Origin of the sequence: Micromonospora sp. NPDC002717, assembly GCF_040295705.1 — a bacterium.
Lineage (GTDB): Bacteria > Actinomycetota > Actinomycetes > Mycobacteriales > Micromonosporaceae > Micromonospora.
Window position 1 is genome coordinate 626,427 of record NZ_JBEOVW010000001.1, and the last position, 24,394, is coordinate 650,820.

Here is a 24,394-nt window from a genome sequence, read left to right on the forward strand (position 1 = left end):
ACATGTCGACTTCCCTATAACACCGGGAGGATGCCCCCTACGGGACGCCGTTACGGGAGGAACGGGGGCCGGCCCCGGATTCGCGCGCGTCGGGAACGGGCAATGCTCTCCGTCATGGAGAGTCACCTCACCGTGCTGGCGCCGCTGGCCACCGTCTGGCTCGCCGCCGGCTGGCTGGCGGACGGGATGCCCCGGCTGGACCGCGCCCGCGCCCTGCGCCGGCGTACCGGATGGGTGCTCGCCCTGACCCTGACCGGCCTGGGCCTGACGGCCGCCGTGCTGGTTGCCGGGCTCTCCAGCGCCGGCGCGACCCCGGCGGACCGGGCCGCCGCCGGCCTCACCCTCGCCGCCGCGCCCGTGCTCGTCGTCGCCGCCTGCACCGTGCGCCGGGTGCGCCGGCTGCGGGCGGGCGCGGGGGCGTTCGCCGCGGCGCCCGGGACCCCGGCCCCGCACGGCTTGCGGGCCGCCGCGGCGCACCCGCTGGTCGGGCTTCCGTTACAGGTCACGGGCCTGGCGATCCTGCCCGCGGTGGCGGCGGCGAGCGCCCCGGAACCGCTGTTCGGGCCCGGGGTGACCGGGCCGGCGATCACCGTCGGGGTGCTGGCGGTCGCCGCCATCGGCGTACGCCACGCGCTGCGGCACAGCCGCCTCGCCGAGCGGGCCGCGCCGCCCCGGTCGGCGTCACCGCGAGCGGCCGGAGCCCTGCACGTATAGCAGCTCCAGGATCGCCCGGGTCGCCTCGAACCAGCGGTCGAGCCATCCGGGCGGCGGGACGCTGCCCTTCGGCGGCAGCTCCATCAGCAGCCCGCGGAGCAACGGGTGGTCGGCCAGCGACTCGGTCGGCTCCATCGACCAGCCGCCCGGCGGGAACGACGGCTCGGTCAACGGGTTCGGATCCAGCGACGGCAGGGAGAGCGGCCCCGCCTGCTCCGGCGCGGCCGTCGTGGCCTCCCGGCCACCGACCTCCGTGTCGGTCGACACCACCTCGGTCAGGACGGTGTCCCGGCGCGCCCCGCGGTACTTGCCCCCGAAGCGCTCCGGCTTGCCCGGCCCGTTGGTGAGGTTGTCTGACCCGATCGTCGTCATCCGTCTCGCCTGCCTCGTTCGGTTGCCGATTCGTGCGGCGGGTTGTCGACCAGCGCCGTATCGAGGGGTACAACGACACGGGCCCGATGTGGCGACGGGATGTCCAGGCTTCTTCGCGGCCGGACCGGACGCGGGCACGACGATGCCCCGCCCGGCTGCCCGCCGGACGGGGACACCGCGTCACCTCCCGGTCGCGTCAGTCCCGGCCGAAGCCGCCGCCCCTGGCGCCGGCGACGAAGGCGTGCCAGTCGCCCGGGGCGAAGACCAGGGCCGGACCCGTCTTGTCCTTCGAGTCCCGCACGCCGACCGCCCCCGTCACGTACGCCACCTCCACGCAGTTGTCACAGTTCGGCCCGCTCTTCGAGCTCTTGAACCACGTTGCCTGCGTCAGGTCCACGGGGAACCCCTTGGTCGCCATTTCCACAACGGCTCCTCTGCCAGTTTCGCGATGTGTGCGATGGACTCCTCCGGACGAATGGCCGCCGCTCGGACGTGATCGAAGATGAAGCTGTACTTCTGCAGTTCGTCGCTCTTCTCCAGGAAGAGCCCACCCGTGGCGTTCTCCGCGTACACGACATCCGGATCACCGGGCTCGGGGAAGCTGAGGATCGTGAAGGTCCCGTCCATACCGGCGTGCGCCCCCACCTCGAACGGCAGGATCTGCAGCGTCACGTTCGGCAGTTCCGCCACCTCGACCAGCCGGTTGAGCTGGTCACGCATGACCGCGTCCCCACCCACCGGACGGCTCACCACCGCCTCATCGAGCACCACCCACAGATCGACCGGATCATCCTGTGTCAGCAACGACTGACGGCCGAGCCGGACACGGACACGTTGTGCGACCTGGTCAGGGGTGAAGTCCGGCCGCGCGGCGCGGATCATCGCGCTCGCGTACGCCTCGGTCTCCAGCAGGCCGGGCACCACCTGCTGCTCGTACGCGCGGATCGAGCTGGCCGCGGCCTCCAGGCCGACGTACGCGCCGACCAGCACCGTGCTGTACGGGTGCCACCAGCCCTTCTGCCGCGCCTCCCGGGCGATCTGCACCAACTCGTCGCTCTCGGCGCCCACCACCCCGTAGATCCGGAGCATGTCCCGCACGTCGCGCGGCGTCGCCGTCGTGTGACCGGTCTCGATCCGCGAGATCTTCGACGCCGAGCACTCCAACTGCTCGGCGACGACCTCGATGGTGATCCCGGCCGCCTCCCGCTGCCGCCGCAGTTCCGCGCCGAGGCGGCGGCGCCGGATGGTCGGGCTGCGCCGCTCGCTCACGGCCTCACCACCCCGTCCGCTGGTCGGAACCACCGGCTGTCGGCCTTCACCGGCCCACCTCCGCGTCGCGCGCGCCGCTGCCGTCGCCCGCCGGGGGCGCGACCGTCGAACGGCGGGCGTCGTTCGCGGCGAGGGGGTGGTGCCGGTCATCGGCCGGCCGCGACGGGCGAAACCGGATCCCAGTGTGCCGCCGATACGTGAACGGCTTCAAGCGTCGCCTGCGCGAGCCGCTCGCGTATCGGCAAAAGTCGACGTGCAACTTGCATGAAGCACGTCGCTGATGCACTCTGTGCGTATGGCACGGGTTACTCACCGTCTCCGTCCGCTCCCCCGCCGTGGTGACCCCACGGGCTACGGGACGCGCGCCGGTGGGGCCGCCCGGCCTTCGACAACCAGACCTGCCCCGGGTTGATGACCCCGCCGCTGCACGCCAGTTGGCTGTGGCGGCGGGAGCGGTACCCGGAGCAGCCGGGTGATGGTCGGGTGGCGGTTCGCCACCAGCGGGCACGGCCCGACCACCACCGCCCGCACCACCGGTCCACGAGGGCACGACCCCGTGGCCGGCCACCGAGACGTCCCCCGACCCGCTCCCGCCGGCCCGTCCGCCGGCCGACCCTCCCCAGGAGCCAATGTGCTTCCCCGCTCCGGTGACGTACTGCACGTGACTCGCGCGGCGAGTGTCCAGTTCCTCAGCCCCATCACGTTCCGGGTCATCCGGGTGCTCGACTGGCCGACCTACGACGGCTGGATCTGGCTCGACGGCTACGAGTTGAACGCTTCGGGGGACGCGGTCAACCGGCGGTCGATCTTCGTCCAGCGGGAGGGTCTGCGCCAACTGCGGGCAGCTCCCGAGCCCCGTACGCACGCCGTGCGGGCACCACGCCGGCCCGCCACCCGCACCCCGCTCCGGGTGGGCTGAGCTCCGCGATCGGCAGCCGGGGGGCGTCCCCCGCCATAGAATGAGGTACGCCCACCCCGGCAGGTTCCACCCCGCGCGTCCAGGACCCCGAACCTGGGATGGCCATGGTCAATCAGTCCGCCGCGCGGCGGCACCACCGCTCCCGCATCGCCTACGCCTTCGGAATCCTGGCGCTGATCGGCGCCGCCACGACACTGGTGGTCGTGGTCCGCGACCCCGCCCTGTCGTCCACCACCCGGCTGACCACCCCGGTCCCCGCACCGGAGATCACCGTGGCCGACGACCCGTCGGACGGCGACGACGGGCAGGACGCCTCCGACTCCCCGTACTCCCCGGACGGAGCGGGCACACTCGGCGCCGCCGACGAGCCCGGGACCGCGGTCGGGACCGACGTGCCGGTCGGATCGTCAGGCGGCACCGCCGAGGCCGCCCGACAGTCGCCGGACGACGTCCACCGTTCCCTCTTCTGGTCCGGGGTCTTCGGTCTGGCCATCTCGCTGGCCGGGCTCGGCCTGGTCGGAACCAGACGCCGGATGTGGTGATCCGGCCGGCCACCACTCGTTCGTGCACCACCCGGAGCGGTGACGGTCCCGGGCAGCCCGGTCAGCGGCGGCTCACCTGGTGGCGGTCGGCCCGGCCGTCGTCGGCGTGGGTTCGCCGCCGGACGGCGAGGGCGCGCCACGGGACACCACCAGGGTGACCTCCTCCCCGTCGGGGACGAGTTCCCCGGCCTCCGGGTCGGTGCGGATCACGGTGCCCTCGGGGCGGTCGGACTCCTGGTACTCCACCCGGTGACCCAGCCCGAGGTCGTCCAGGATCGCCTGCGCCGTCGCCAGCGGCAGGTTCACCACGGGCGGCATCGGCACCTGTGCCGCCGCCGAGGTGGTCGGCGGCGCGGAGGGCGAGGGGGTGGTCGGGACGGCCGAGGTCGGCGCGGGAGTCGTCGGCGACGCGCGGGTGACCGACGGGGAGGGCGACAGGCCCGGGACGGCCGGTTCGTCGTCGTCCGCAGACTGGAGGGCCAGCCACAGCCCGACCCCGAGCAGGCCGAGCAGCAGCAGCACGACCACCCCCCACAGGATCGGCAGCCACCAGCGCCGGCCGCCGGGCTCCTCGGCGTACCACTCGGCGGCCTCGCGGGGATCCGCCGGCCGGGGCGGCGGCACCTCCGCGCGCCCGGACCAGGCCGCCGGGCCGGACCGCTCGGGCGGCATGGCGGCCGTACGGTCCAGCGGGGCGGCGCGGTCGACGGGCATCGACCGGGTGGCGTCGCCCCCGGCGGGCGGAGGGCCCTTCGGGCCGGGCAGCCGCTGGGTGCGGTCGGCCGGCTCCGGCCCGGCGGGCGCGTCGCCGGACGGGGGCAGCGGGCGGGTCCGGTCGTCGGGTCCCCCGGCGGGCGGTTCCGGGCGGTCGTCGCTCATGCCGGCACTCCGCTCCGCTGCGTGCCGACACGAGACACCACCGCACTGCGCCGATGACTCGCTCGCTGACGCTCGCTCATGCCGGCACTCCGCTCCGCTGCGTGCCGACACGAGACACCACCGCACTGCGCCGATCATTCGCTCGCTGACGCTCGCTCATCGCGCGTCCCTTCCCCGGCCCGGGCGGGCGTCGTGGCCCCTGACCGCCAACCTAGCGGTCCGGACGGCCATCGGCCGGGATCAGCGTGCCGGACGCTCCGTCACGGCGTCGGGGTGGCGGAGCCCGAGCCCGCCGGTGCCGCACCGCACCAGATCGACACCTGGTCGTTCCACCTGCCCGTGCTGTCGCCGGGCGGGTCCTGGCGGGTGACCGTGCCGGTCCGGCCCGAACCGTACTGCGGGTAGAAGCCCTCGTCGACGAGGTCGTCCCCCGCCTCGTCGCAGTCGTCGCCCACCACGTCCGGCACCGTCGCGGCCGGGGCCGGACCGCTCACGTAGAGCGTCACGGTGCGCCCCGGCCGCACCTGCGTCCCGACCGCCGGGGAGGTGCGCTCCACCGTCCGCCCCGCGCCGCCCAGGAAGACCAGTCGCCAGCCCAGCCGCCGCTCACGCAACTCGTCACGGGCGTCGGCGAAGTCCTCCCCGACCACCTCGGGAACCGTCAGGCCGGCGGGGCGGGTCGGCGCGCTCGTCCGCGCCGGCGACGACGTCGACCGCCCCGGCGTCGGGTGGGCGGCGCTCCGGGTGCCGGTGGGCGCAGCGGCCGCCGCCGCGTCCGGCGGGGTGGGTCCGTCGTTCTCGCCGGCCAGGAGCCAGCCACCCGTCGCGCCCACGGCGGCGAGCAGCACGACGACCAGCCCGCCGCCGAGCAGCGTGGTCGTCCGGCCCGCCCCGGCGTCGTCCCGCGCGCCGGCGCCCTCGCCCGTGTACCCGTCCGTCATGCCGTCCACCGCCTCGATCACCGGCGACCGTACCCGCCCCCGCCAAGCCCGACGCGGCCGCGGTCACCCCGACGGAACCGTGACGACTCGCCGCGCCGAGCACGGGACGTTACGCTCCCCGGCATGGCCAGACGTGGCTGGGGAGGATCGATCGCGGTCGCGGTCGGCGTCGCTGCCGGCACGGGCGCGGCCCAACTGGGCTTCGGCTACGGGCTGGGCATCATCAACTGGGCACCGGCGGACGCCACCGCCGGCGCGACCGCCTGGGTGGCCGGCCTCGTCTGGGCCACCTGGATCGCGGCCACCTCGACGGTCTTCGGCGCGGTGTGCGCCCAGCGGCTGCGCGACCGCGCCCCGGTGCCCGGCGGCGCCCCCGACGCCGCGACGGCGGTCGAGCCCGACGCCGGGCCCGGCGGCAGCGTCCTCCGGCACGTCGCGCTCGCCGTGGCCGCCGGGGTGGGCGCGCTGGTCACCGTGCTGCTGGTGGCCGTGCCGGCGCGGACGGCCGTGGCGGCGGACACCGGCTCGCCCCGGAACGTCGCCGCCACGTACGCGGCGGTCGGCGTCCTGGTCGGGGTGTCGACGGCCGTCTGGGCCCTGCGCTCACGGGCCGCCGCCAACAACGTGATCGCCACCGTGGGCTGGCTCTGGCTGCTCGCCGTGGTCGCCGTGCTCGACGGGGTGCTGGCCGGACGCGGGCTGGCCAGCGCCCAACTCGGCATCTGGCAGCTCAGCTCCGACGACGGACGGTTCTGGATCCGGGACTACTTCTACTGGCCCGGGGCGCTGCTGTCGCTCGGCTCCGCGCTGGTGATCGGGGCCCTGGCCGCTCGGGGCAGCGCCCGGCACGCCGACCGGCGGGTCGGGGCGGCCGCCTCGGGCGCTGCCGGTCCCCTGTTGGTCGCGATCGCATACTTCCTGGCGGTGCCGAGGGTGACCGCGATCAGCCCGGAGCAGGTGTCGGCACACCTGACCGCCCCGTACGCGGTGATCGTCGGGGTCGGCGGTTCCGTCCTGGTCGCCGCGCTCGCCCAGCGGGCCGCCCGGCGGGCCGCGGGGCGCGGCCCGGTGGCGGTGCCCCGGCAGCGCACCGGCGAGCTGACCGTCGTGCCCGGTGACCTGGTGTCGGAGGAGCACGGCGCCCCGGCCCGTGTCGACACCGGTGCCCCTCGCCCGACGTCCGACGTTCCGGAGCGGGCCGGGGAACCGGCCGCGCCGACCGGGGAACCCGCCGCACCGGCTTCCGGGGCGGACCCGGCGGTGCCGACGTCCGACGGGCAGCCCGTCGCGTCCCTGGACCCCGACGCGGAGGATCGCGGGCCCGACGGCGGCCGTCCCCGCTCCGGCCACCGCACCCGCTGAGGGAGTGCGGGCGGACCTCACGGGTGCCGGGCAGCGGTGCCACCACCGGGCCGCCCGGGTCCCGCCACGGCGGGTCGGTCAGTCGACCGGCCAGGTGTGCACGGGCTCGTTGCCGCGTTGCAGTTCGGCGTAGCGCTGCACCATGTGGTGCAGGGCGGCGTCCCGGTCCATGCCCCGGTGCCGCTCGGCCGCCCAGACCGCCTCGGTCTGCCAGACGGCGCCGTTGCGGCCCGTCCGGCAGCGCTGCTCGATGATGCCGAGCAGCCGGTCGCGTTCGGCCGGCGCCACCCCGAACCGGTCCAGCCCGGCGGCGGCCTTGGGCAGCAGGACGTCCAGGACCAGCTTGGTCACCGGCACCTCGCCGAGGCGGGGCCAGTGCAGGACGGCGTCCATGCCGCGCCGGGCGGCGGCGTGGAAGTTCTCCTCCGCCGAGCTGAAGGTGAGCTGGCTCCAGATCGGCCGGTCCGCCTCGGCCAGCCCCCGGGCCAGGCCGAAGTAGAAGGCGGCGTTGGCCAGCATGTCGACCACGGTCGGGCCGGCCGGCAGCACCCGGTTCTCTACCCGCAGGTGCGGGCGGCCGTTCATGATGTCGTAGACCGGCCGGTTCCACCGGTAGACGGTGCCGTTGTGCAGGCGCAGCTCGCCCAGCTCCGGTACGCCGCCGCCGTGCAGCACCTCGACCGGGTCCTCGTCCTCGCAGATCGGCAGCAGCGGCGGGAAGTAGCGGACGTTCTCCTCGAACAGGTCGAAGATCGAGGTGATCCAGCGTTCCCCGAACCAGACCCGAGGGCGTACGCCCTGGGCCTTCAGCTCGTCCGGCCGGGTGTCGGTGGCCTGCTCGAACAGGGCGATCCGGGTCTCCGCCCAGAGTTGCCGGCCGTAGAGGAACGGCGAGTTCGCTCCCACGGCCACCTGCACGCCGGCGATGGCCTGGGAGGCGTTCCAGTAGTCGGCGAAGCTGTCCGGAGCGACCTGGAGGTGGAACTGGAGGCTGGTGCAGGCGGCTTCGGGGGCGATCGAGTCGGTGTGGGTCTGCAACCGCTCGACACCCCGGATGTCGAGTTCGATGTCCTCGCCGCGAGCGCCGACGATCTGGTCGTTGAGCACCCGGTAGCGCTCGTTGGTGGAGAGGTTGTCCACCACCAGGTGCCGCTCGGTGAGGGTCGGCAGGATGCCGACCAGGACGATCTTCGCGTCCGACCGGGTCGCCCGCTCGTCGGCCCGGGTGAGGCTGCTGCGCAGGTCCCGCTCGTAGTCGGCGAAGCCCGACCCCTCGATCAGCCGGGGTGGCGCGTTCAGTTCCAGGTTGAACTGCCCCAGCTCGGTCTGGAAGAGCGGGTCGGCGATGTCGGCGAGGATCTGGTCGTTGCGCATCGCCGGCTCGGCGGACGAGTCGACCAGGTTCAGCTCGATCTCCAGCCCGGTCATGGGGCGGTCGGCGTCGAAGCCGAAGTCGTCCAGCATCAGGGCGAAGACGTCCAGGCACCGCCGGACCTTCTGCCGGTAACGGACCCGGTCCTCCCGGGAGAAGGCGCCCTGCTCGACGTCCCTGCCCATGTTTCCTCCCGGCGCGAGGCGCAGTCGGGACCACGCCGGGCCCGGAATGCGCGTGGTGAACCATCACGGTAAGAGCGCCGACCTCGCCGGGACCAGAGGCGGAACCCGGCTGTCCAGCGGCCGGGACGGCCGCAACCGGCCGGCAAGCACGCTCCCGGCGGCATCTCTACCCAGCCCGTACGGGCCGCTACGCGGACCGGGCCGCGAATGAGTCGTGACAAATCGCACCGGCCGGGCTCTTGCCCGTGGACACACGTCGGGCCCGCGCCGTGGTGCGGCGCGGGCCCGGCTGCGGTACGGCGGATCAGGCCTGGCGGACGGCCTCGCCCTCGATCTCGATCTTGATCTTCTTGCCGACCAGCACGCCGCCGGTCTCCAGGGCGACGTTCCAGGTCAGGCCGAACTCCTCGCGGTCGATCTCGGTCGAGGCGGAGAAGCCGAAGATGTCCTGACCGAACGGGCTGCGGCCGACGCCCTCGAACTCGACCTCCAGGTCGACCGGGCGGGTGACGCCCTTGACCGTCAGCTCGCCCGAGAGGACGAACTCGTTGCCGTCGCGGGACTTGACGCCGGTGCTGCGGTACTCCAGCGTCGGGAACGCCTCGGCGTCCAGGAACTCCGGGCTGCGCAGGTGCGCGTCCCGGTCGGCCTGGTTGGTGTTGATGCTGGCGGCCTGGATGGTCGCGGTCACCGAGGACTGCAGCGGGTCGTCGGCGACGGTGATGGTGGCGGAGGCGTCCGCGAATTCACCGCGTACCTTGCTGACCATCATGTGCCGGGCGACGAAGCCCACGCGCTTGTGCGCCGCGTCCAGCGCGTAGGTGCCGGCGCTCGGGATGGTGAGGCCGTCCCAGTCGCGGGTAACCGGTGCGGTGCTGCTGGTCATGGAAACTGCCCTCCGTGGAAGCTTGATTGAGTTGCTCAACGACTGCTTCAGCAACTATAGAGCCAGCAATATTCCTTGTGTCAAGTACTGCTAGGATGAACAGGTGAACCAGAACGCGTTCGACGATCCCCGGATCACCGCCGTCGGCCTGCTCTACGAGGCGCACGCCGGGCTGTCGGCCCGGTTCGCCGCCCAGTTCGAGGAGCACGGCCTCTCGCCCGTCGAGTTCGAGGTGCTGACCCGGCTCGCCCGCTCGCCGGGCAACCAGCTGCGGATGACCGACCTGGCCGCGCAGACCTCCCTCTCCACGAGCGGGGTCACCCGGGTGGTCGACCGGATGGAGCGCGACGGCCTGCTCACCCGGCGCGCCTGCCCCTCCGACCGGCGCAGCTCGTACGCGGTGGTCACGGCCGCCGGCATGCAGCGGCTCGACGAGACCATGCCCGGGCACCTGCGGATCATCGAGCAGTGGTTCACCGGCCAGCTCGAGCCGGCGGCGCTGGACGCCCTGCTCGACGGCCTGCGCCGGGTGCGGGACGCCGTCCACCCGGGCGCCACCGCCGGGAGCAGCGAGTCGGCCCCGACCGGGGACGGCGCGACCGCCCCGGCCTGACCGGTCGATCAGGGCGCTACCGGGCACCGGCAGAAAGAGCGGCAGAAGTGCCGCGCCCACGGGAGATAGTCGATCAAACCGGACGGAGTCGCGAGCGCGCGGTGGCTAGTCTTCGGGCAGTGGGGACGCACCGGGGGGTGACGGCGCGGGCGACGAGCGAGGGGTAGCAAGAGGGGCTTCGTCGCCCGCGCCACCCCCGGCCCGCTCCGCGGGGCACACCCACTCCCGGCCACGGCGCGGCCAGCCGTGGCCGGTCTACGTGGTCGCGGGGCCGCCGCCGCGCCGGCCCGCCGTCAGCGCGTAGAGCAGTTCCTCCTCCTGCGGCAGCAGTCGGATGCCGCTGCGTCGGCAGGCCCGGTCGAGGCGGTCCAGCACGGTGGGGTCCGCCGTGCTCGCGGCCAGTCCCACCAACGCCTCCACCACGTCGCGCCGGTTCTGGCCCTCGGCGCCGGCCTCCGCGGCGGCGGCGTACCATTCCGCCGCCAGCTCGCGATCGCCCCGGCGCAGGGCCAGGTTCCCCTCGATCAACGCGCAGATCCCGTCCTCGGGGCGTGTCCCGCGCACCGGCGCCCGGCGGGCACCCCCGGGCCACCCGGCCTCCCCGAGACGCGGCGACACCGGGGTCGCGGTCGGGCGCAGCGCGGCCAGCACCTCGGCCGCCTCGGTGGGGCGCCCGTCCCGGGCCAGCGCCAGGCCCACGGTGCCGAGCACCCGGTGACGGTGGCCGGGGTCGCCGAGGTCGGCCAGCGCCGCCAGCACCCGCCGGCCCTGGTCGACGGCGTCGGCGTACCGGCCCTCCAGGCGGGACACCTCGGCGAGGTTGGCCCGCGCGAGCACCCGCAGCCACTGCTCCCCGCACTGGGCGGCGAGCCGGTCGACCGCTGCCAGCCGGCGGCGGGCCGCCGCGAGGTCGCCGACCCGGATGTCGTGCCAGGCGAGGTTGTTCTGCGCCACCGCCATGTCCCGGACCCGGCCGCCCCGGCCGGCCAGCGCGAGCACCGCCTCGGCCTGCTCCCGCGCCTCGTCGTGTCGGCCGACGGCGACCAGCAGCGCGCAGAGCACCGCCCGTGCCTCCACCTCCCCGGTGACGTCGCCGGCGTCCCGGAACGCGGCCAGCGCCGCCAACGCCGCCGGCACCTCCTCGGCCCCGGCGCCGTGCTCGGCGGCGAGCCGGGCCACCCCCAGGGACGCCCAGGCCCGCAGCACCGGGTCGGCGTCGGCGGTACGCGGATCCGCCAGCAGCCGGCGCAGCCACTGCCGGCCGGGGACGTCCCGCCCCCGGAAGCGCCACCACCGGGACAGCGCCGCCGCCAACCGGAGCGCCGTCAACGGGTCGTCGACGGCGGCGTGCGCCAGGGCGGAGCTGATGTCGCCGCTCACCTCGTCCAGCCGGTGCACCGCGGCCGGCAGATCGGTGCCCGCCAGCTCCGGCGCGGTCCGGGCCACCAGGCGCGCGACGACCCGGGCGTGCCGACGCCGGATCGCGGTCAGCTCGCCGGCGCCGGTGGCCTGCTCGGCGGCGAAGTCCCGTACGGCGTCGAGCAGGCGGAACCGGAACGGCCCGGTGCCCCGGACGCTCAGCAGGCCGAGTTCCAGGAACCGGTCCAGCAGCGGAACCGGGTCCACCGCGACCGTGCCGTCCCGGTCGGCGTCGTCGGCGAGCACCTCCTCGGCCAGCTCGACCGACCAGCGGTTGCCGAAGGCGGCGAGCCGGCGCAACGCGGCCCGCTCGGCGGGGGCGAGGAGGCGGTAGCTGGTGGCCACCGCGTCCCGCAGCGTCTCGGCCACCGCCGCCCGGGGGCCCTCCACGCGGCTCGGCTCCGCCGTGTCCCAGCCCGGACGCTCGGCCGCCCCCGACGAGGTGGCCAGGTCGAGGACGCGGTCCCCGTACCGGTCGAGCAGCGCGTTGAGGTCGAGGATCCGGCCCCGGGCCGCCATCAGCTCGATGGCCAGCGGCAGGCCGCCGAGGCGGCGTACCAGCGCGGCCAGGGCGGGCAGCTCGGCCGGGCCGGGCGGCTCCCGGCGGACCTGGGCGAGCCGGGCGGTGAACAGCGCCACCGCGGGGTAGTCGGCCAGCGCCGACGGGCCGGCCCGCTCGCTCCCCGGCGGGGGTACGTCGAGCGGGGAGACCGGCCACACCCGCTCCCCGGGCAGGCCCACCGGGTGCCGGCCGGTGACCAGCACCCGCAGCGACGGCACCGCGCCGGCGAGCCGGTGCACCGTCTCGGCGACGGCATCGGGCGCCCGCTCGGCCGCGTCCACGAGCAGCAGCGCCGGCCGGCCGTCGAGTCGGGCGGCCAGCTCGGGCATCCGGCCGACCCCGAAGACGGCCACGGAGGCGGCGAGCACGTCGGCGGCGTCGGAGCCCTCGCCGATGAGCACACCGGCCGCCCCGCCGGGGTACTGGTCGACGACCGCGTGGGCCACCGACAGGGCGAGCGCGGTCTTGCCGACGCCGGCCAGCCCGACCAGGCTCACCAGCCGGGGACCGCGCCCGTCGGTGAGCAGCCCGACCAGCTCGGCGAGGTCGGTGTCCCGGCCGATCAGCGCGACCGGGAGCGGGAGCGCGACCGGCGTACCGACGTGGTGGTCGGCGTCGAGGCGGGCCGGCGGCGCGCCGACCGGGGCGACCGGCGGCGCGGCCGGCGCCTGCCCCCGGGCGGCGGCGAGGAACGCCGACCGGGCGGCACCGGTCAGCTCCAGCGCGCCGACGAGCAGCTCGACGGTGGTGCGCTGCGGCCGGGACGACCGGCCCCGCTCCAGGTCACGGACGGTGCGGACACCGACGCCGGCCCGGGCCGCCAGCTCGGCCTGGGTGAGGCCGGCGGCGAGCCGGTGCCCGCGCAACAGCTCCGGCAAACCGGTAGGACCGCCCGGATGCCGCGAACGATCATGCACCGGAGTCATGGGCAGGAAGAGTACGGACGGGGTGCGACCGGCGGCAGCCGAGCGTCGCCCTGCCGACGCTGCCGTGCGGATATCCGACAGCGGGCCCGGCCGCGGGCCGGTTGACGGTGGCGCGGGACCGCGTCCGGCCGTGGGCCGGTCGACGGGGGCGCGGGGCCGGGGCCCGCCGGGGCCGGTCGCCGGAAGCGTGGGGGCCGGGCCCGACGGCGGGGGTTCGACTGCCCGACGCCGCCGGACCCGGCGACGTCACATGCCCAGGTCGCGCGCGATGATCATGCGCTGCACCTCGGACGTACCCTCGCCGATCTCCAGGATCTTGGAGTCACGCCAGAAGCGCGCCACCGGGTACTCGTTCATGAAGCCGTAGCCGCCGTGGATCTGGGTCGCCTCCCGGGCGTTGTCGACGGCGACGGTGCTGGCGTGCAGCTTGGCGATGGCGGCCTGCCGCTTGAACGGCTCGCCGGCGAGCATCCGGGCGGCGGCGTCGTAGTAGGCCAGCCGGGCCGTGTGCGCCTTCATCTCCATGTCGGCGATCTTGAACTGGATCGCCTGGTAGTTGCCGATCGGCTGGCCGAACGCCTGGCGCTCCTTCGCGTACTTGATCGACTCGTCGACGCAGCCCTGGGCGAGGCCCACGGCCAGGGCGGCGATGGCGATCCGGCCCTCGTCGAGGATGCGCAGGAACTGGGCGAAGCCCCGGCCGCGCTCGCCGAGCAGGTTGGCCGCCGGCACCCGGCAGTCGTCGAAGGTCAGCTCGTGGGTGTCCGAGGCGGTCCAGCCGACCTTGGAGTAGCCCGGCGCGACGCTGAAGCCCGGGGTGCCGGAGGGGACGATGATGGTGGACAGCTCCTTGGCGCCGTCCGGGCGGATGCCGGTGACCGCGGTGACGGTGACCAGGGCGGTGATGTCGGTGCCCGAGTTGGTGATGAACGCCTTCGAGCCGTTGATCACCCACTCGCCCGTGGCCTCGTCGAGCACCGCGCGCGTCTGCGTGCCGCCCGCGTCCGAACCGAAGCCGGGCTCCGTGAGGCCGAAGCCGGCCAGCGCCTCGCCGCTGAGCAGCTTCGGCAGCCACTGCGCCTTCTGCTCCTCGGTGCCGAAGCGGTAGATCGGCATCGCGCCCAGCGACACCGCCGCCTCCAGGGTGATCGCCACGCTGGAGTCGACCCGGGCCAGCTCCTCCAGGGCGAGGCAGAGCGCGAAGTAGTCGCCGCCCATGCCGCCGTGCTCCTCGCCGAAGGGCAGCCCGAACAGGCCCATCTTGCCCATCTGCCGGATCACCTCGTACGGGAAGGTGTGCTTCTCGTAGTGCTCCGCGATGACCGGGGCCACCACCTCGCGCGCGAATTCCCGCACGCTCTCCCGCAGCGCCTCTTGCTCCTCGGTGAGCCGGAAGTCCATGGATTCCTCCTGTGTGACGGGCCGCCGGGCGCTCGTGACGCCGGGACGGGTCGCTGGTGCGGGTCGGTCCCGCGCCGGCCGGGTGGGGCCGGCGGCGGGATCAGACCGGGGTGACGCCGTGCCGGCGCCGGGAGAAGTGCCGCTCCTTGGTACGGGCGGCGGCGAACCGGCGGGTCAGCTCGGCGCGCAGCTCGTGCGGCTCGACGATCGCGTCCACCACCAGTTCGCTGGCGAGCCGGACGATGTCGATGTCGCGCTCGTACTCCTCGCGCCTGGCGGCGACGAAGGCGGCCCGCTCGGCCTCGTCGGCGATCGCGGCGATCTTGTTGGCGTAGACCGCGTTGACCGCCGCCTCGGCGCCCATCACCGCGATCTTGGCGGTGGGCAGCGCGATCGTGGCGTCCGGCTCGAAGCCGGGCCCGGCCATCGCGTACAGGCCGGCGCCGTACGCCTTGCGGACCACCACGCAGATCTTCGGCACGGTGGCCTCGGAGATCGCGGTGATCATCTTGGCGCCGTGCCGGATGATGCCCTGCCTCTCCACCGCGCTGCCGACCATGAACCCGGGCACGTCGGAGAGGAAGAGCAGCGGCACGTTGAACGCGTCGCAGAGCTGCACGAACCGGGTCGCCTTGTCGGCCGAGTCGACGAAGAGCACCCCGCCCTTGAACATGGAGTTGTTGCCGACCACGCCGACGACCTCGCCGTTCAGCCGGCCGAAGCCGATGGTCAGCTCCTTGGCCCAGAGCGCCTGGATCTCGAAGAAGGAGCCGTCGTCGAGCAGGCCCTTGACGTACCGCCGCATGTCGAACGCCTGCCGCTCGCTCGCCGGCACCAGCGCGGCGAGGTCGGCCTTCTCCGGCGCCGGCACCGCCTCGGCGGCCGGCGGTGCCTGCGTCCAGTTGGCCGGGAGGTAGGACAGGTAGCGCTTCACCACGTCGAGCGCGTCAGCCTCGGTCTTGCAGAGGAAGTGCCCGACGCCCGACTCGGCGCAGTGGACCTTGGCCCCGCCCATCGCCTCCAGGGTGGTCTTCTCCCCGGTGACCATCTCGACCATCCGGTCGGAGCCGAGGTACATGCTGGCGTTGCCGTCGACCATCGCGACCACGTCGCAGAACGCCGGAATGTACGCCCCGCCGGCCGCGCTCGGCCCGAACAGCGCGCAGACCTGCGGGATCGAGCCGGAGGCGCGGACCTGGTTCCAGAAGATCTTCCCGGCGCCGCGTCGGCCGGGGAACAGCTCGACCTGGTCGGTGATCCGGGCACCGGCCGAGTCGACCAGGTAGACCATCGGCACGCCGGTGGAGTAGGCCCGCTCGATGATCCGGATGATCTTCTCGACGGTCCGGGCGCCCCAGCTGCCGGCCTTGACCGTGGAGTCGTTCGCCATGAGGCAGACCTGGCGGCCGTCGATGGTGGCGGTGCCGGTGACCACGCCGTCGGCCGGCAGGCCCTCGGCCATCGCGTTGGCGTAGAGGCCGTCCTCGACGAAGGAGCCCTCGTCCACCAGGAGGGCGACCCGCTCCCGGGCGAAGAGCTTGCCCTTGGCGGCGTTCGCCGCGTGGTACTTGTCCGCACCGCCGGCCCGGGCCCGCTTGCGCAGCTGCTCCAGAGCCTCACCGTCGAGCGTCACGCCGACCCCCTACCGCCGCCACCGTGGCCCGCCGCCTCGTGGGCAACCGAACCGACCTGAACGATCGTTAGGCTAGCGCATCGGCCCGCCCCCGACACCCCTCAACCCCACCCCGGCCCGTCGCGCCGCGATCTTGCACTTTTCGGCCCCGTTTTTGCGGCATTCGTGACTTATGCCAGGCGGGTGAGGGTGGGGGAGGAGGGGTGGGGTCAGGCGGGGTGGGGGGTCAGGCGGGTGCGGGGGCCGGCGCGGAGGACGCCGGAGGGGAGCTGACGGCCGACAAGGCGCTCGGCCAGCTCCGCCACCTCGATCAGGGCGGCCAGGTCGATGCCGGTGTCGATGCCCATGTCGTGCAGCATGTGCACCGCCTCCTCCGTGGCGAGGTTGCCGCTGGCGCCCGGCGCGTACGGGCAGCCGCCGAGGCCGCCGACGCTGGCGTCGAACTCGGTCACGCCCAGCTCCAGCGCGGTGAGCATGTTCGCCAGCGCGGTGCCCCGGGTGTTGTGGAAGTGCAGCAGCACGGGAATCTGGGCGTTGCGGTCGCGTACGGCGGTCAGCAGCTCCCGGACGCGGCGGGGCGTACCCATGCCGGTGGTGTCGCCGAACGCCACGCGGTCGGCGCCGTCGCGGACCACCCGGTCCACGATGGCGGCCACCCGGGTCGGGTCGGTGTCCCCCTCGTACGGGCAGCCGAAGCTGGTCGCGATGATCACCTCGGCCTGCGCGCCGGCGCCGTGCAGCAGGTCGATCAGCTCGGCGATGTCGTCCAGCGACTCCTCCGTGGAGCGGTTGACGTTGCGCCGGTTGTGCGTGTCGCTGGCGGAGACCACCACCTCGATCTCGGTGAACCCGGCGGCGAGGGCGCGCTGCGCGCCCCGGGTGTTCGGCACCAGCGCGGAGTAGCGCACCCCGTCGGCCTTCGCGGCCCGCTGCCACACCTCGTCGGCGTCGGCCATCTGCGGGATCGCCTTCGGGTGCACGAACGAGACCGCCTCGATCCGCCGCACGCCCGTGCCCGAGAGGGCGTCGAGCAGCCGCACCTTGGCGTCGGTCGGGATCGGGTCCTCGTTCTGGAGCCCGTCGCGCGGCCCGACCTCCCGGATCGACACGGAGCCTGGCAGTTCCGTCATAAGGGGTCACCTCACTGTGACGTGGTGCAGTGGTGGGTTCGTCCAGCCTCCCACCCGCACACCGCTCCCCGCGAGGGGGCGCACCGTACGCGCCGGGAGCCGCCCGATGGTCGGTCTACCGTCGTCGCCGACGGCCGTCGGAAATACTTCGGCCACCCGTGCAACCGGTCGGCCCCCCGCTGAGCACCTATCGGTGAAGGGAGCGGGATGCGCGACGAGGACGAGGAGCGGCGCCGGTTCAGCGAGTACTTCGCGGCCCGGCGTGAGCTGGTGCGGCGTACCGCCTACCTGATGTGCGGCGACTGGCACTGGGCGGAGGATCTGGCGCAGGCCGCCTTCATCCGGCTCGCCGCGAACTGGCACCGGATCCGGGACCCGCAGGCGGTGGACGCGTACGTGCGCACCTGCCTGATCCGGGCGTACCTGTCGGAGAGCCGGCGGGTGTGGCGGCGCCGCGAGCGGACCGTCGCCGAGCCGCCCGACGTGGCCGGTCCCGACGACGACGCCGAGGCGGCGGCCCGCCGGGTGGCGTTCGCCCAGGCGCTGCGGCAGGTGCCACCGCGCCAGCGGGTGACCCTGATCTGCCGGTTCTACCAGGGGCTCGACGTGGCCGAGACGGCCGCGGCGCTGAAGTGTTCCGAGGGCACGGTCAAGAGCCAGACGGCGCGCGGCCTCGCGACGCTCCGCCAACTCCTCGGCGACGCCGTTCCGAGCCTCGCCTGCGCCATGGAGGGAAGGCCATGACCGGACTGCGTGAGCTCTTCGAGGATGCCGCGGGCTCGTCGGCGCGGCCGAGCCGGCTGACGGCGGACGAGGTGTACGACGCCGGCCGACGCCGGCACCGTCGACGGCTCGCGGCGACGACCGTGGCCGGGGCCACCGCCCTCACCGTGGTCGCCGTCGCCGCCGTGAACCTGCTGGCGCCGGTACCTGCGCCGGTCGACGGGCCACCCGCCGCCGGCCGGACCGCCCCGACCGGGGACCCCGATCCGGCGTCCGGACGGCGAATCCAGTGGTCCGGTGCCGTCGACCGCAACCACCTGTACCTGTCCCTGTCGACGTGCACCGGCGGACCGTGCCAGCAGAAGCAGACCGTCGCCCTGGTGGGCTCCACGGACGGCGGCCGGACCTGGAGCGACCGGGGTACGCCGATCACCGTCAGCGCGCTGGCGGTGATCGGTCCCGACACCCTCGTCGCGGCCGTGCCCCGCAACCGGCCAGGCGCCGACCGGACCCTGCTGGCCAGCCTCGACGGCGGTCGCACCTGGGCCGCCGCCCGGTCCGCCGGTACCGCCGATGCGGTGCCGGCCGGTGGCGCACCGATCTGCTGGTCGCCGCAGGTCGGAACGCCGTGCACCCTGCACGCCGTGGATCCGGCGACCCGCACGGTGGCGCCACTGGCCGAGCAGCCGCCGCTGACGATGTGGACGGACGAGCTGCGGGTCGAGAAGTCGGCTGGTCGCCTCCGGGTCGCGGGCACCGACCCGGCGACGGGCCGTCCCGCCGTCTCGACGAGCGCGGACGCCGGCCGCAGTTGGTCCACCCACGTCTTCGCCGACGCGCCGGCCTGCCCGGAGGAGAGGTGCGAGGCGCCGCTGCTGGCGGTGACCGGGACGGCGACGACGTACGCCGCGACCACCGGCGGCGATGCCCGGGCCGTCTACCGCACCGACGGCACCGGCGAACGGTGGCAGCGGCTCACCGACGCCCACCTGCCGGACGAGCCGGCCACGAAAGGGTCGTTCGTGACCGCCGACGGCACCCACGTGCTGTTCCAGCTCGTGAACGGCCGGAACGCCGACGCCCGCCGCTACTGGGCGGCCCGGGACGGCGCGTACCAGGCGGTCGAACTCGTGGGCCTGCCGACCACCGCCGGACCGGTCCGCCGTACGCCGGACGGCTGGTTCTACGCCTCCGACGACGCCGACGGCACCCTGTACGGCTCCACCGACGGCTGGCGCTGGTCGCCGGTGACCCGCCGCTAGCACCCACACCCCCAGAGGGGCGACCCACTGCACCCCTCTTCCGCCCTGAAAGATAGGAAAACAGGTGATCCGTTCCATGCCATCCCGCCGTCGACGGTCGTGGTTCGTCGGCCTCGGGGCCACCGCGTTGGTCGTCGCGCTCGCCGCCTGCGGCGCGGAGGACCAGCCGCCGGCGGTCGCCACCGCGGGCGGCCCGGGCACCCCGCCGTCGACGTCGGCGGCCGCCACCGGAGTCGTCGCCGAGTACGTGGAGGCGCAGCGGCAGTGGGTCGCCTGCCTGCGCGAGCGGGGCTTTCAGGTGCCGGACCCGGATCCCCGGGGCAGGGTCGACCTGCGGGCGCCCGGGGTCCCGAAGAAGGGCGACCCGAAGTGGACGGAGGCCCAGAAGACCTGCGCGAAGTACAGCGTGCCGATCCCGGACGAGTTGGAGGAGAAGCCGCCGGCGCTGACCGCGGAGGAGGTCGGGCACCGGCGTGGGTACGCCAGGTGCATGCGCGAGAACGGGGTCGCGGACTTCCCCGACCCGGGCCCGGACGGCTACTGGCCGCAGGACAACGACAACGGCGGCGGCCCCACGGTCAGCGAGCAGCAGGCGGCGGCCCAGTACCGGGCCGGCCAGATCTGTGAGCCGGTGCTCCACGGTCAACCGTCGACCACGCCCGACCCGAACGCCACCGGCCGCGGGTGAGCGACCCGATGGACCCGACCGAGGTGAGCCGCCGCCGACCACGGCGGCGGCTCCGGGCCGCGGCCGGCGCCGGTCTCGTGTTGGTGACGCTCGCGCTGGCCGGCGCGGCGACCCTCGGCCTGGGTGGCCACGGCGACACCCCGACGCCGGCCCGCACCGGACCCGCCGCCACCGCCCCGATCACCCGGCAGACCCTGGTCCGGTCCGTGGCGCTGGCCGGCGAACTCGGCTACGGCGCGGCCACCCCGCTCGCCTCGCTCGCCGCCGGCACGGTGACCTGGCTACCCGAGGTGGGGGCCACGGTCCGGCGGGGCGAGGCCCTGCTGCGCGCCGACGAGCAACCGGTGGTGCTGCTGTACGGTGCCCTGCCGATGTACCGGCCGCTGACCGTCGGTGTGCGCGGCTCGGACGTGCGGCAGTTCGAACGCAACCTCGCGGCCCTCGGGTACGGCGGCTTCACCGTCGACGACACCTTCTCCGCGAGCACCACCGCCGCGGTGAAACGGTGGCAGGACGACCTCGGGATACCGGACACCGGCACGGTGGACCGGGAGCGGGTGGTCTACGCCCCCGGCGCGCTCCGCGTCTCCCAGCATCTGGTGCCCGTCGGCGCGAGCGCGACCGGCACCGTGTTGGCGTACACCGGCAGCACCCGGGTCGTGACGGTGTCCGCGGGCACCGGCGAGGCGGCCTGGGCGAAGAAGGGCACCAGGGTCACCGTGACCCTGCCGACCGGCGTCTCGATCGCCGGGAAGGTCGGGACGGTGGCCCCGCCGACCGCGCCGGCCGGCGGTCAGGGGCCGGCCGATCCGGAGCGGCCCGGCACCGGCTCGGCCACCGTCCAGGTCACCATCGCCGTCGCCGACCAGCGGGCGCTGGGCGGGCTGACCGACACACCGGTCGACGTCCGGTACGTCGCGCAGCAGCGCGAGAAGGTGCTCACCGTTCCGGTCGACGCGCTGCTCGCCCTTGCCGAGGGCGGCTACGGCGTCGAGGTCACCGGGCCCGGCGGCACCCGGATCCTGCCGGTGCGGGCGGGGCTGTTCGCCGAGGGACGGGTCGAGGTGCAGGGCGATGGCCTGGCCGAGGGGCTGCTGGTGGGGGTGCCGGGATGAGCGGGTACGTCATCGAACTGACGGGCGTCTCCCGGACCTATCCGGGCGGGGTGACCGCGCTGCGCGAGGTCGACCTGCGCATCGGGTACGGCGAACTGGTCGCCGTCGTCGGTCCGTCCGGCTCGGGCAAGTCGACCATGCTGCACCTGATCGGCACGCTCGACCGGCCGTCGTCCGGCTCGGTGCGGATCGACCGGCACGACGTCTCGACTCTCACCGACCGGCAACTGTCCGCCCTGCGCGGCACCCGGATCGGCTTCGTGTTCCAGCAGTTCCACCTGGCCGCCGGGATGCCGGTGCTGGACAACGTGGCCGACGGGTTGCTCTACGCGGGCGTACCGCTGCGGCAGCGACGGCGGCGCGCCGAGGCCGCGCTGCGGCGGGTCGGTCTCGGCCACCGGCTCCACCACCGGCCGCACGAGCTGTCCGGGGGCGAGCGGCAGCGGGTGGCCGTCGCCCGGGCGGTGGTCGGGGAACCGGCCGTGCTGCTCGCCGACGAGCCGACCGGCAACCTCGACTCCGCCTCCGGCACATCGGTGCTGGCGCTGCTGCACGGCCTGCACGAGCAGGGCACCACCGTCGTGGTCATCACCCATGACCAGCAGGTCGCGGCCGGCCTGCCGCGCCGGGTCGTGCTGCGGGACGGTCGGGTCGTGCACGATTCGGGCCGGACACCGGCGGTGCCGGCGTGACCGGGCGCGCCGGCGTCGGGACGCGCGGCACCAGCCCGCCGACCGCCGGTGCGGGTGGGCCCGGGAAGCTGCGGCCGGGTCGACTCTCCCCGGCCGACATCGCGCGGGTGGGCTCCGTCGGGCTTCGGACCCACCCGCTGCGGGTCACGCTCACCGCCCTGGGCATCGCCATCGGCATCGCCGCGATGCTGGCCGTGGTCGGCATCTCCACCTCCAGCCGGGCCGAGCTGGACCGGACCCTGGACCGGCTCGGCACCAACCTGCTCACCGTGACGCCAGGGAAGACCCGGGCCGGGGAGAAGGCCGTCCTGCCCGAGCAGTCGGTGGGCATGATCGCCCGGATCGGACCGGTGGAGTCGGTCGGCGCGACGGGTGCCCTCGACCGGGCCGTCTACCGCACCGACCGGGTGCCGCCCGGCCAGACGGGCAGCATCGCGGTGTTCGCCGCGCAGCGGGAACTGCTCGACACGGTCGGCGCGACGGTCGACTCCGGTTCCTGGTTCACCGCCGCGACCGCGGAGTACCCGACGGTCGTCCTGGGCGCCACCGCGGCGCGGCGGCTCGACGTGCCGAGGGTCGGGCTCCGGGTGTGGCTGGGCGGCGAGTGGTTCACCGTGGTCGGCGTGCTCGCGCCCGTGCCGCTGGCCGAGGAACTGGACTCGGCCGCACTGGTGGGCTGGCCGGCGGCGAGGTCCTATCTCCAGTTCGACGGCCGGCCGACCCGGGTCTACGTCCGCACCACGGAGAGCCAGGTCGCGGCGGTGCGCGCGGTGCTGGGACGGACCGCGAACCCGCCGGCACCGGAGGAGGTGGTCGTGTCCCGCCCCTCGGACGCGCTGGCCGCCCGGCAGGCCACCGACACCGCGCTGAACGGGCTGCTGCTCGGGCTGGGTGCCGTCGCGCTCCTGGTCGGCGGCGTCGGCATCGCCAACACGATGGTCATCTCCGTCCTGCAACGGCGGGCGGAGGTGGGGCTACGGCGGGCACTGGGCGCCACCCGGGGCCAGATCCGCGTCCAGTTCCTCGCCGAGGCGCTGCTGCTCTCCGTCCTCGGTGGGATCGGCGGCACCCTGCTCGGGGCGGGGATCACCGCGCTGTACGCGTACAGCCGGCAGTGGCCCACGGTGGTGCCGGCCTGGGCGATGGCCGGCGGCCTCGGCGCGACGGTGCTGGTCGGTACGGCCGCCGGTCTCTACCCGGCGATCCGCGCCAGCCGGCTCCCACCCACCACGGCCCTGGCCGGTCCCTGACGGAGCACGATCATGAGGTTGGCGGTGCGATCCGGGAGGGGACGCACCACCAACCTCACGATCGACCGGGTTCCCCGGCGCCGGACGCGGTCAGCGCATGCGGGAGACGATGCCGGTGTCGTAGTCGCCGGAGAGGAACTCGTCGTTCTCCAGCAGCTCGGCGAAGAAGGGCAGGTTGCACTTCGGGCCGGTCAGCTCGAAGGCGGCCACCGCGGCGCGGGCCCGCTCGATCGCCTCGGCGCGGGTGGCGCCGCTGACGATCAGCTTCGCCATCAGGCTGTCGTAGAACGGGGTGACCGTGTTGCCGGCGACGTAGCCCGAGTCGACGCGGACGCCGTCGCCGGTCGGCTCCGTCCACGCGGTGATCACGCCGGGGCCGGGCAGGAAGCGCTTCGGGTCCTCGGCGTTGATCCGCAGCTCGATGGCGTGCCCGCGCGGGGCGAGCGCGTCCGGGTCGAAGGTCGGCGCCAGTCCGGCGGCCACCCGCAACTGCTCCTCGACCAGGTCGACGCCGTAGACCAGCTCGGTGACCGGGTGCTCGACCTGGAGCCGCGTGTTCATCTCCAGGAAGAAGAACTCCTCGGACGCGGGGCCATCGCCCGTGAGGCCCCGCTCACGCGGGACCAGCAGGCACTCCACCGTGCCCGCGTTGCGGTAGCCGACCGCCTCGCCGGCGCGTACGGCGGCGGCCAGGAAGCGCTCCCGCAGCTCGGGCGAGACCGCCGGCGACGGCGACTCCTCGACCAGCTTCTGGTTGCGCCGCTGCACCGAGCACTCCCGCTCGCCGAGGGCCACCACCCGGCCGTCGGCCAGGCCGAGGATCTGCACCTCGACGTGGCGTACCCGGGGGAAGTAGCGCTCGATCAGCACCGAGCCGTCGCCGAACATCCGCTCGGCGAACGAGCGCACCTTGTCGTACTCCGTGCGGAGCGCGGCCTCGTCGTTCGCCACGCCCATGCCCATGCCGCCGCCGCCGGCCGCGGCCTTGACCATCACCGGGTAGCCGATCTCCGCCGCCGCGGCCACGGCCGCGTCCAGATCGGCCGCCGGGTCGGTGGTGCCGGGCGCGACCGGCACCCCGGCCGCCGCCATCAGGTTCCGGGCGTTGATCTTGTCGCCCATCGCGGTGATCGCGTCCGCGCCGGGCCCGACCCAGATCAGCCCGCTCGATTCGACCGTACGGGCGAAGTCGGCGTTCTCCGACAGGAAGCCGTAGCCGGGGTGGATGGCCTGCGCGCCGGTCGACTTGGCGGCGGCGAGGATGGCCTCAACGTTGCGGTAGCTCTGGGCCGGGTTCGCCGGGCCCACGCACACCGCCTCGTCGGCCTCGGCCACGAACGGCAGGCCGGCGTCGGCCTCGGAGTGCACCGCGATCGCGCGGACGCCGAGCCGCCTGGCGGTACGGATGATCCGGCGGGCGATCTCGCCCCGGTTGGCGACCAGCAGCGACTCGATCATGTTTCCTCCCAGCATCCGGGATCGGGACGGGTGCCAGGTAACCACGGCCGCCCGGTTACTGACGAGTCGCCCCCGGGACGC

The 24,394-nt window shown here is 74.6% G+C and carries 22 protein-coding genes and 1 pseudogene; 11 read left to right on the plus strand and 12 right to left on the minus strand.

Features of this window, described 5'->3' with window-relative positions:
• The first annotated feature begins 114 nt into the window (after positions 1 to 114).
• Positions 115 to 714 (plus strand): hypothetical protein, encoded by a 600-nt coding sequence (locus ABT006_RS03090; RefSeq protein ID WP_350702331.1) that lies wholly within the window; start codon positions 115 to 117, stop codon positions 712 to 714.
• On the opposite strand, the gene ABT006_RS03095 is transcribed toward ABT006_RS03090, so the two are convergent.
• From ABT006_RS03095 to ABT006_RS03105, 3 genes are all read right to left on the minus strand, one after another.
• Positions 682 to 1,086 (minus strand): hypothetical protein, encoded by a 405-nt coding sequence (locus tag ABT006_RS03095; RefSeq protein ID WP_350702333.1) that lies wholly within the window; start codon positions 1,084 to 1,086, stop codon positions 682 to 684. The two genes, ABT006_RS03090 and ABT006_RS03095, sit on opposite strands and share 33 nt — an antisense overlap.
• Positions 1,087 to 1,282: 196 nt before the next feature.
• Complete coding sequence (locus ABT006_RS03100; protein ID WP_350702335.1) at positions 1,283 to 1,504, minus strand: DUF397 domain-containing protein; 222 nt, start codon at positions 1,502 to 1,504, stop codon at positions 1,283 to 1,285.
• Complete coding sequence (locus tag ABT006_RS03105) at positions 1,474 to 2,355, minus strand: helix-turn-helix domain-containing protein (RefSeq protein ID WP_350702337.1); 882 nt, start codon at positions 2,353 to 2,355, stop codon at positions 1,474 to 1,476. Before ABT006_RS03105 ends, ABT006_RS03100 begins: the two co-directional genes overlap by 31 nt.
• Positions 2,356 to 2,986: 631 nt before the next feature.
• Here ABT006_RS03105 and ABT006_RS03110 point away from each other — a divergent pair.
• Both ABT006_RS03110 and ABT006_RS03115 read left to right on the plus strand, forming a co-directional pair.
• Entirely contained in the window at positions 2,987 to 3,274 is a 288-nt protein-coding gene (locus ABT006_RS03110) for a hypothetical protein (protein WP_350702338.1), read from the plus strand.
• Positions 3,275 to 3,372: 98 nt separating this feature from the next.
• Positions 3,373 to 3,816: a hypothetical protein gene (locus ABT006_RS03115; protein WP_350702340.1), complete on the plus strand. Its 444-nt coding sequence runs from the start codon at positions 3,373 to 3,375 to the stop codon at positions 3,814 to 3,816.
• Positions 3,817 to 3,888: 72 nt separating this feature from the next.
• On the opposite strand, the gene ABT006_RS03120 is transcribed toward ABT006_RS03115, so the two are convergent.
• Complete coding sequence (locus ABT006_RS03120; RefSeq protein WP_350702342.1) at positions 3,889 to 4,695, minus strand: PASTA domain-containing protein; 807 nt, start codon at positions 4,693 to 4,695, stop codon at positions 3,889 to 3,891.
• A gap of 260 nt (positions 4,696 to 4,955) precedes the next feature.
• Positions 4,956 to 5,636 (minus strand): PASTA domain-containing protein, encoded by a 681-nt coding sequence (locus ABT006_RS03125; RefSeq protein WP_350702344.1) that lies wholly within the window; start codon positions 5,634 to 5,636, stop codon positions 4,956 to 4,958.
• A 123-nt stretch (positions 5,637 to 5,759) separates the two neighbouring features.
• Here ABT006_RS03125 and ABT006_RS03130 point away from each other — a divergent pair, with 123 nt between their 5' ends.
• Positions 5,760 to 6,998 carry a hypothetical protein gene (locus ABT006_RS03130; protein ID WP_350702346.1) on the plus strand — a complete coding sequence of 413 codons (1,239 nt, stop codon included), beginning with the start codon at positions 5,760 to 5,762 and terminating at the stop codon, positions 6,996 to 6,998.
• 78 nt (positions 6,999 to 7,076) lie between these two features.
• Here the strand turns inward: ABT006_RS03130 and ABT006_RS03135 are convergent, their stop codons facing one another.
• On the minus strand, positions 7,077 to 8,555 hold the full coding sequence (locus tag ABT006_RS03135) for a glutamate-cysteine ligase family protein (RefSeq protein WP_350702348.1): 1,479 nt from the start codon (positions 8,553 to 8,555) through the stop codon (positions 7,077 to 7,079).
• Positions 8,556 to 8,859: 304 nt separating this feature from the next.
• On the minus strand, positions 8,860 to 9,441 hold the full coding sequence (locus tag ABT006_RS03140) for a YceI family protein (RefSeq protein ID WP_350702350.1): 582 nt from the start codon (positions 9,439 to 9,441) through the stop codon (positions 8,860 to 8,862).
• Positions 9,442 to 9,544: 103 nt separating this feature from the next.
• Here ABT006_RS03140 and ABT006_RS03145 point away from each other — a divergent pair, with 103 nt between their 5' ends.
• The gene (locus tag ABT006_RS03145; protein WP_350702351.1) at positions 9,545 to 10,054 is read left to right on the plus strand and encodes a MarR family winged helix-turn-helix transcriptional regulator; all 510 of its coding nucleotides are present in this window, start codon (positions 9,545 to 9,547) and stop codon (positions 10,052 to 10,054) included.
• A gap of 623 nt (positions 10,055 to 10,677) precedes the next feature.
• Here ABT006_RS03145 and ABT006_RS03150 read toward each other — a convergent pair.
• The 4 genes and pseudogenes from ABT006_RS03150 to ABT006_RS03165 all read right to left on the minus strand — a co-directional run.
• Positions 10,678 to 12,961 (minus strand): annotated as a pseudogene (locus ABT006_RS03150) (ATP-binding protein); the annotation flags it as partial.
• A 246-nt stretch (positions 12,962 to 13,207) separates the two neighbouring features.
• The gene (locus ABT006_RS03155; protein ID WP_350702355.1) at positions 13,208 to 14,362 is read right to left on the minus strand and encodes an acyl-CoA dehydrogenase family protein; all 1,155 of its coding nucleotides are present in this window, start codon (positions 14,360 to 14,362) and stop codon (positions 13,208 to 13,210) included.
• A 100-nt stretch (positions 14,363 to 14,462) separates the two neighbouring features.
• On the minus strand, positions 14,463 to 15,995 hold the full coding sequence (locus ABT006_RS03160; RefSeq protein WP_350702357.1) for an acyl-CoA carboxylase subunit beta: 1,533 nt from the start codon (positions 15,993 to 15,995) through the stop codon (positions 14,463 to 14,465).
• Positions 15,996 to 16,204: 209 nt separating this feature from the next.
• Entirely contained in the window at positions 16,205 to 17,125 is a 921-nt protein-coding gene (locus ABT006_RS03165; RefSeq protein WP_350702359.1) for a hydroxymethylglutaryl-CoA lyase, read from the minus strand.
• A gap of 207 nt (positions 17,126 to 17,332) precedes the next feature.
• Between ABT006_RS03165 and ABT006_RS03170 the strand changes: the two genes are divergently transcribed.
• The 6 genes from ABT006_RS03170 (at position 17,333) to ABT006_RS03195 (ending at position 22,855) form a co-directional block, all read left to right on the plus strand.
• Positions 17,333 to 17,869, plus strand: coding sequence for a SigE family RNA polymerase sigma factor (locus ABT006_RS03170; protein ID WP_350702361.1), 537 nt, complete (start codon positions 17,333 to 17,335; stop codon positions 17,867 to 17,869).
• A complete protein-coding gene (locus tag ABT006_RS03175; protein WP_350702362.1) occupies positions 17,866 to 19,110 on the plus strand; it encodes a hypothetical protein in 1,245 nt (414 codons plus the stop codon). The genes ABT006_RS03170 and ABT006_RS03175 overlap by 4 nt, the downstream gene beginning before the upstream one ends.
• A gap of 64 nt (positions 19,111 to 19,174) precedes the next feature.
• On the plus strand, positions 19,175 to 19,798 hold the full coding sequence (locus tag ABT006_RS03180; protein ID WP_350702364.1) for a hypothetical protein: 624 nt from the start codon (positions 19,175 to 19,177) through the stop codon (positions 19,796 to 19,798).
• Positions 19,795 to 20,913 (plus strand): peptidoglycan-binding protein, encoded by a 1,119-nt coding sequence (locus ABT006_RS03185; RefSeq protein WP_350702366.1) that lies wholly within the window; start codon positions 19,795 to 19,797, stop codon positions 20,911 to 20,913. The genes ABT006_RS03180 and ABT006_RS03185 overlap by 4 nt, the downstream gene beginning before the upstream one ends.
• On the plus strand, positions 20,910 to 21,605 hold the full coding sequence (locus ABT006_RS03190; protein WP_350702368.1) for an ABC transporter ATP-binding protein: 696 nt from the start codon (positions 20,910 to 20,912) through the stop codon (positions 21,603 to 21,605). Before ABT006_RS03185 ends, ABT006_RS03190 begins: the two co-directional genes overlap by 4 nt.
• A 68-nt stretch (positions 21,606 to 21,673) precedes the next feature.
• Positions 21,674 to 22,855 (plus strand): ABC transporter permease, encoded by a 1,182-nt coding sequence (locus ABT006_RS03195; protein ID WP_350702716.1) that lies wholly within the window; start codon positions 21,674 to 21,676, stop codon positions 22,853 to 22,855.
• Positions 22,856 to 22,945: 90 nt separating this feature from the next.
• Here ABT006_RS03195 and ABT006_RS03200 read toward each other — a convergent pair whose 3' ends face one another.
• Positions 22,946 to 24,313 (minus strand): acetyl-CoA carboxylase biotin carboxylase subunit, encoded by a 1,368-nt coding sequence (locus tag ABT006_RS03200; protein ID WP_350702370.1) that lies wholly within the window; start codon positions 24,311 to 24,313, stop codon positions 22,946 to 22,948.
• Positions 24,314 to 24,394: the final 81 nt, after the last annotated feature.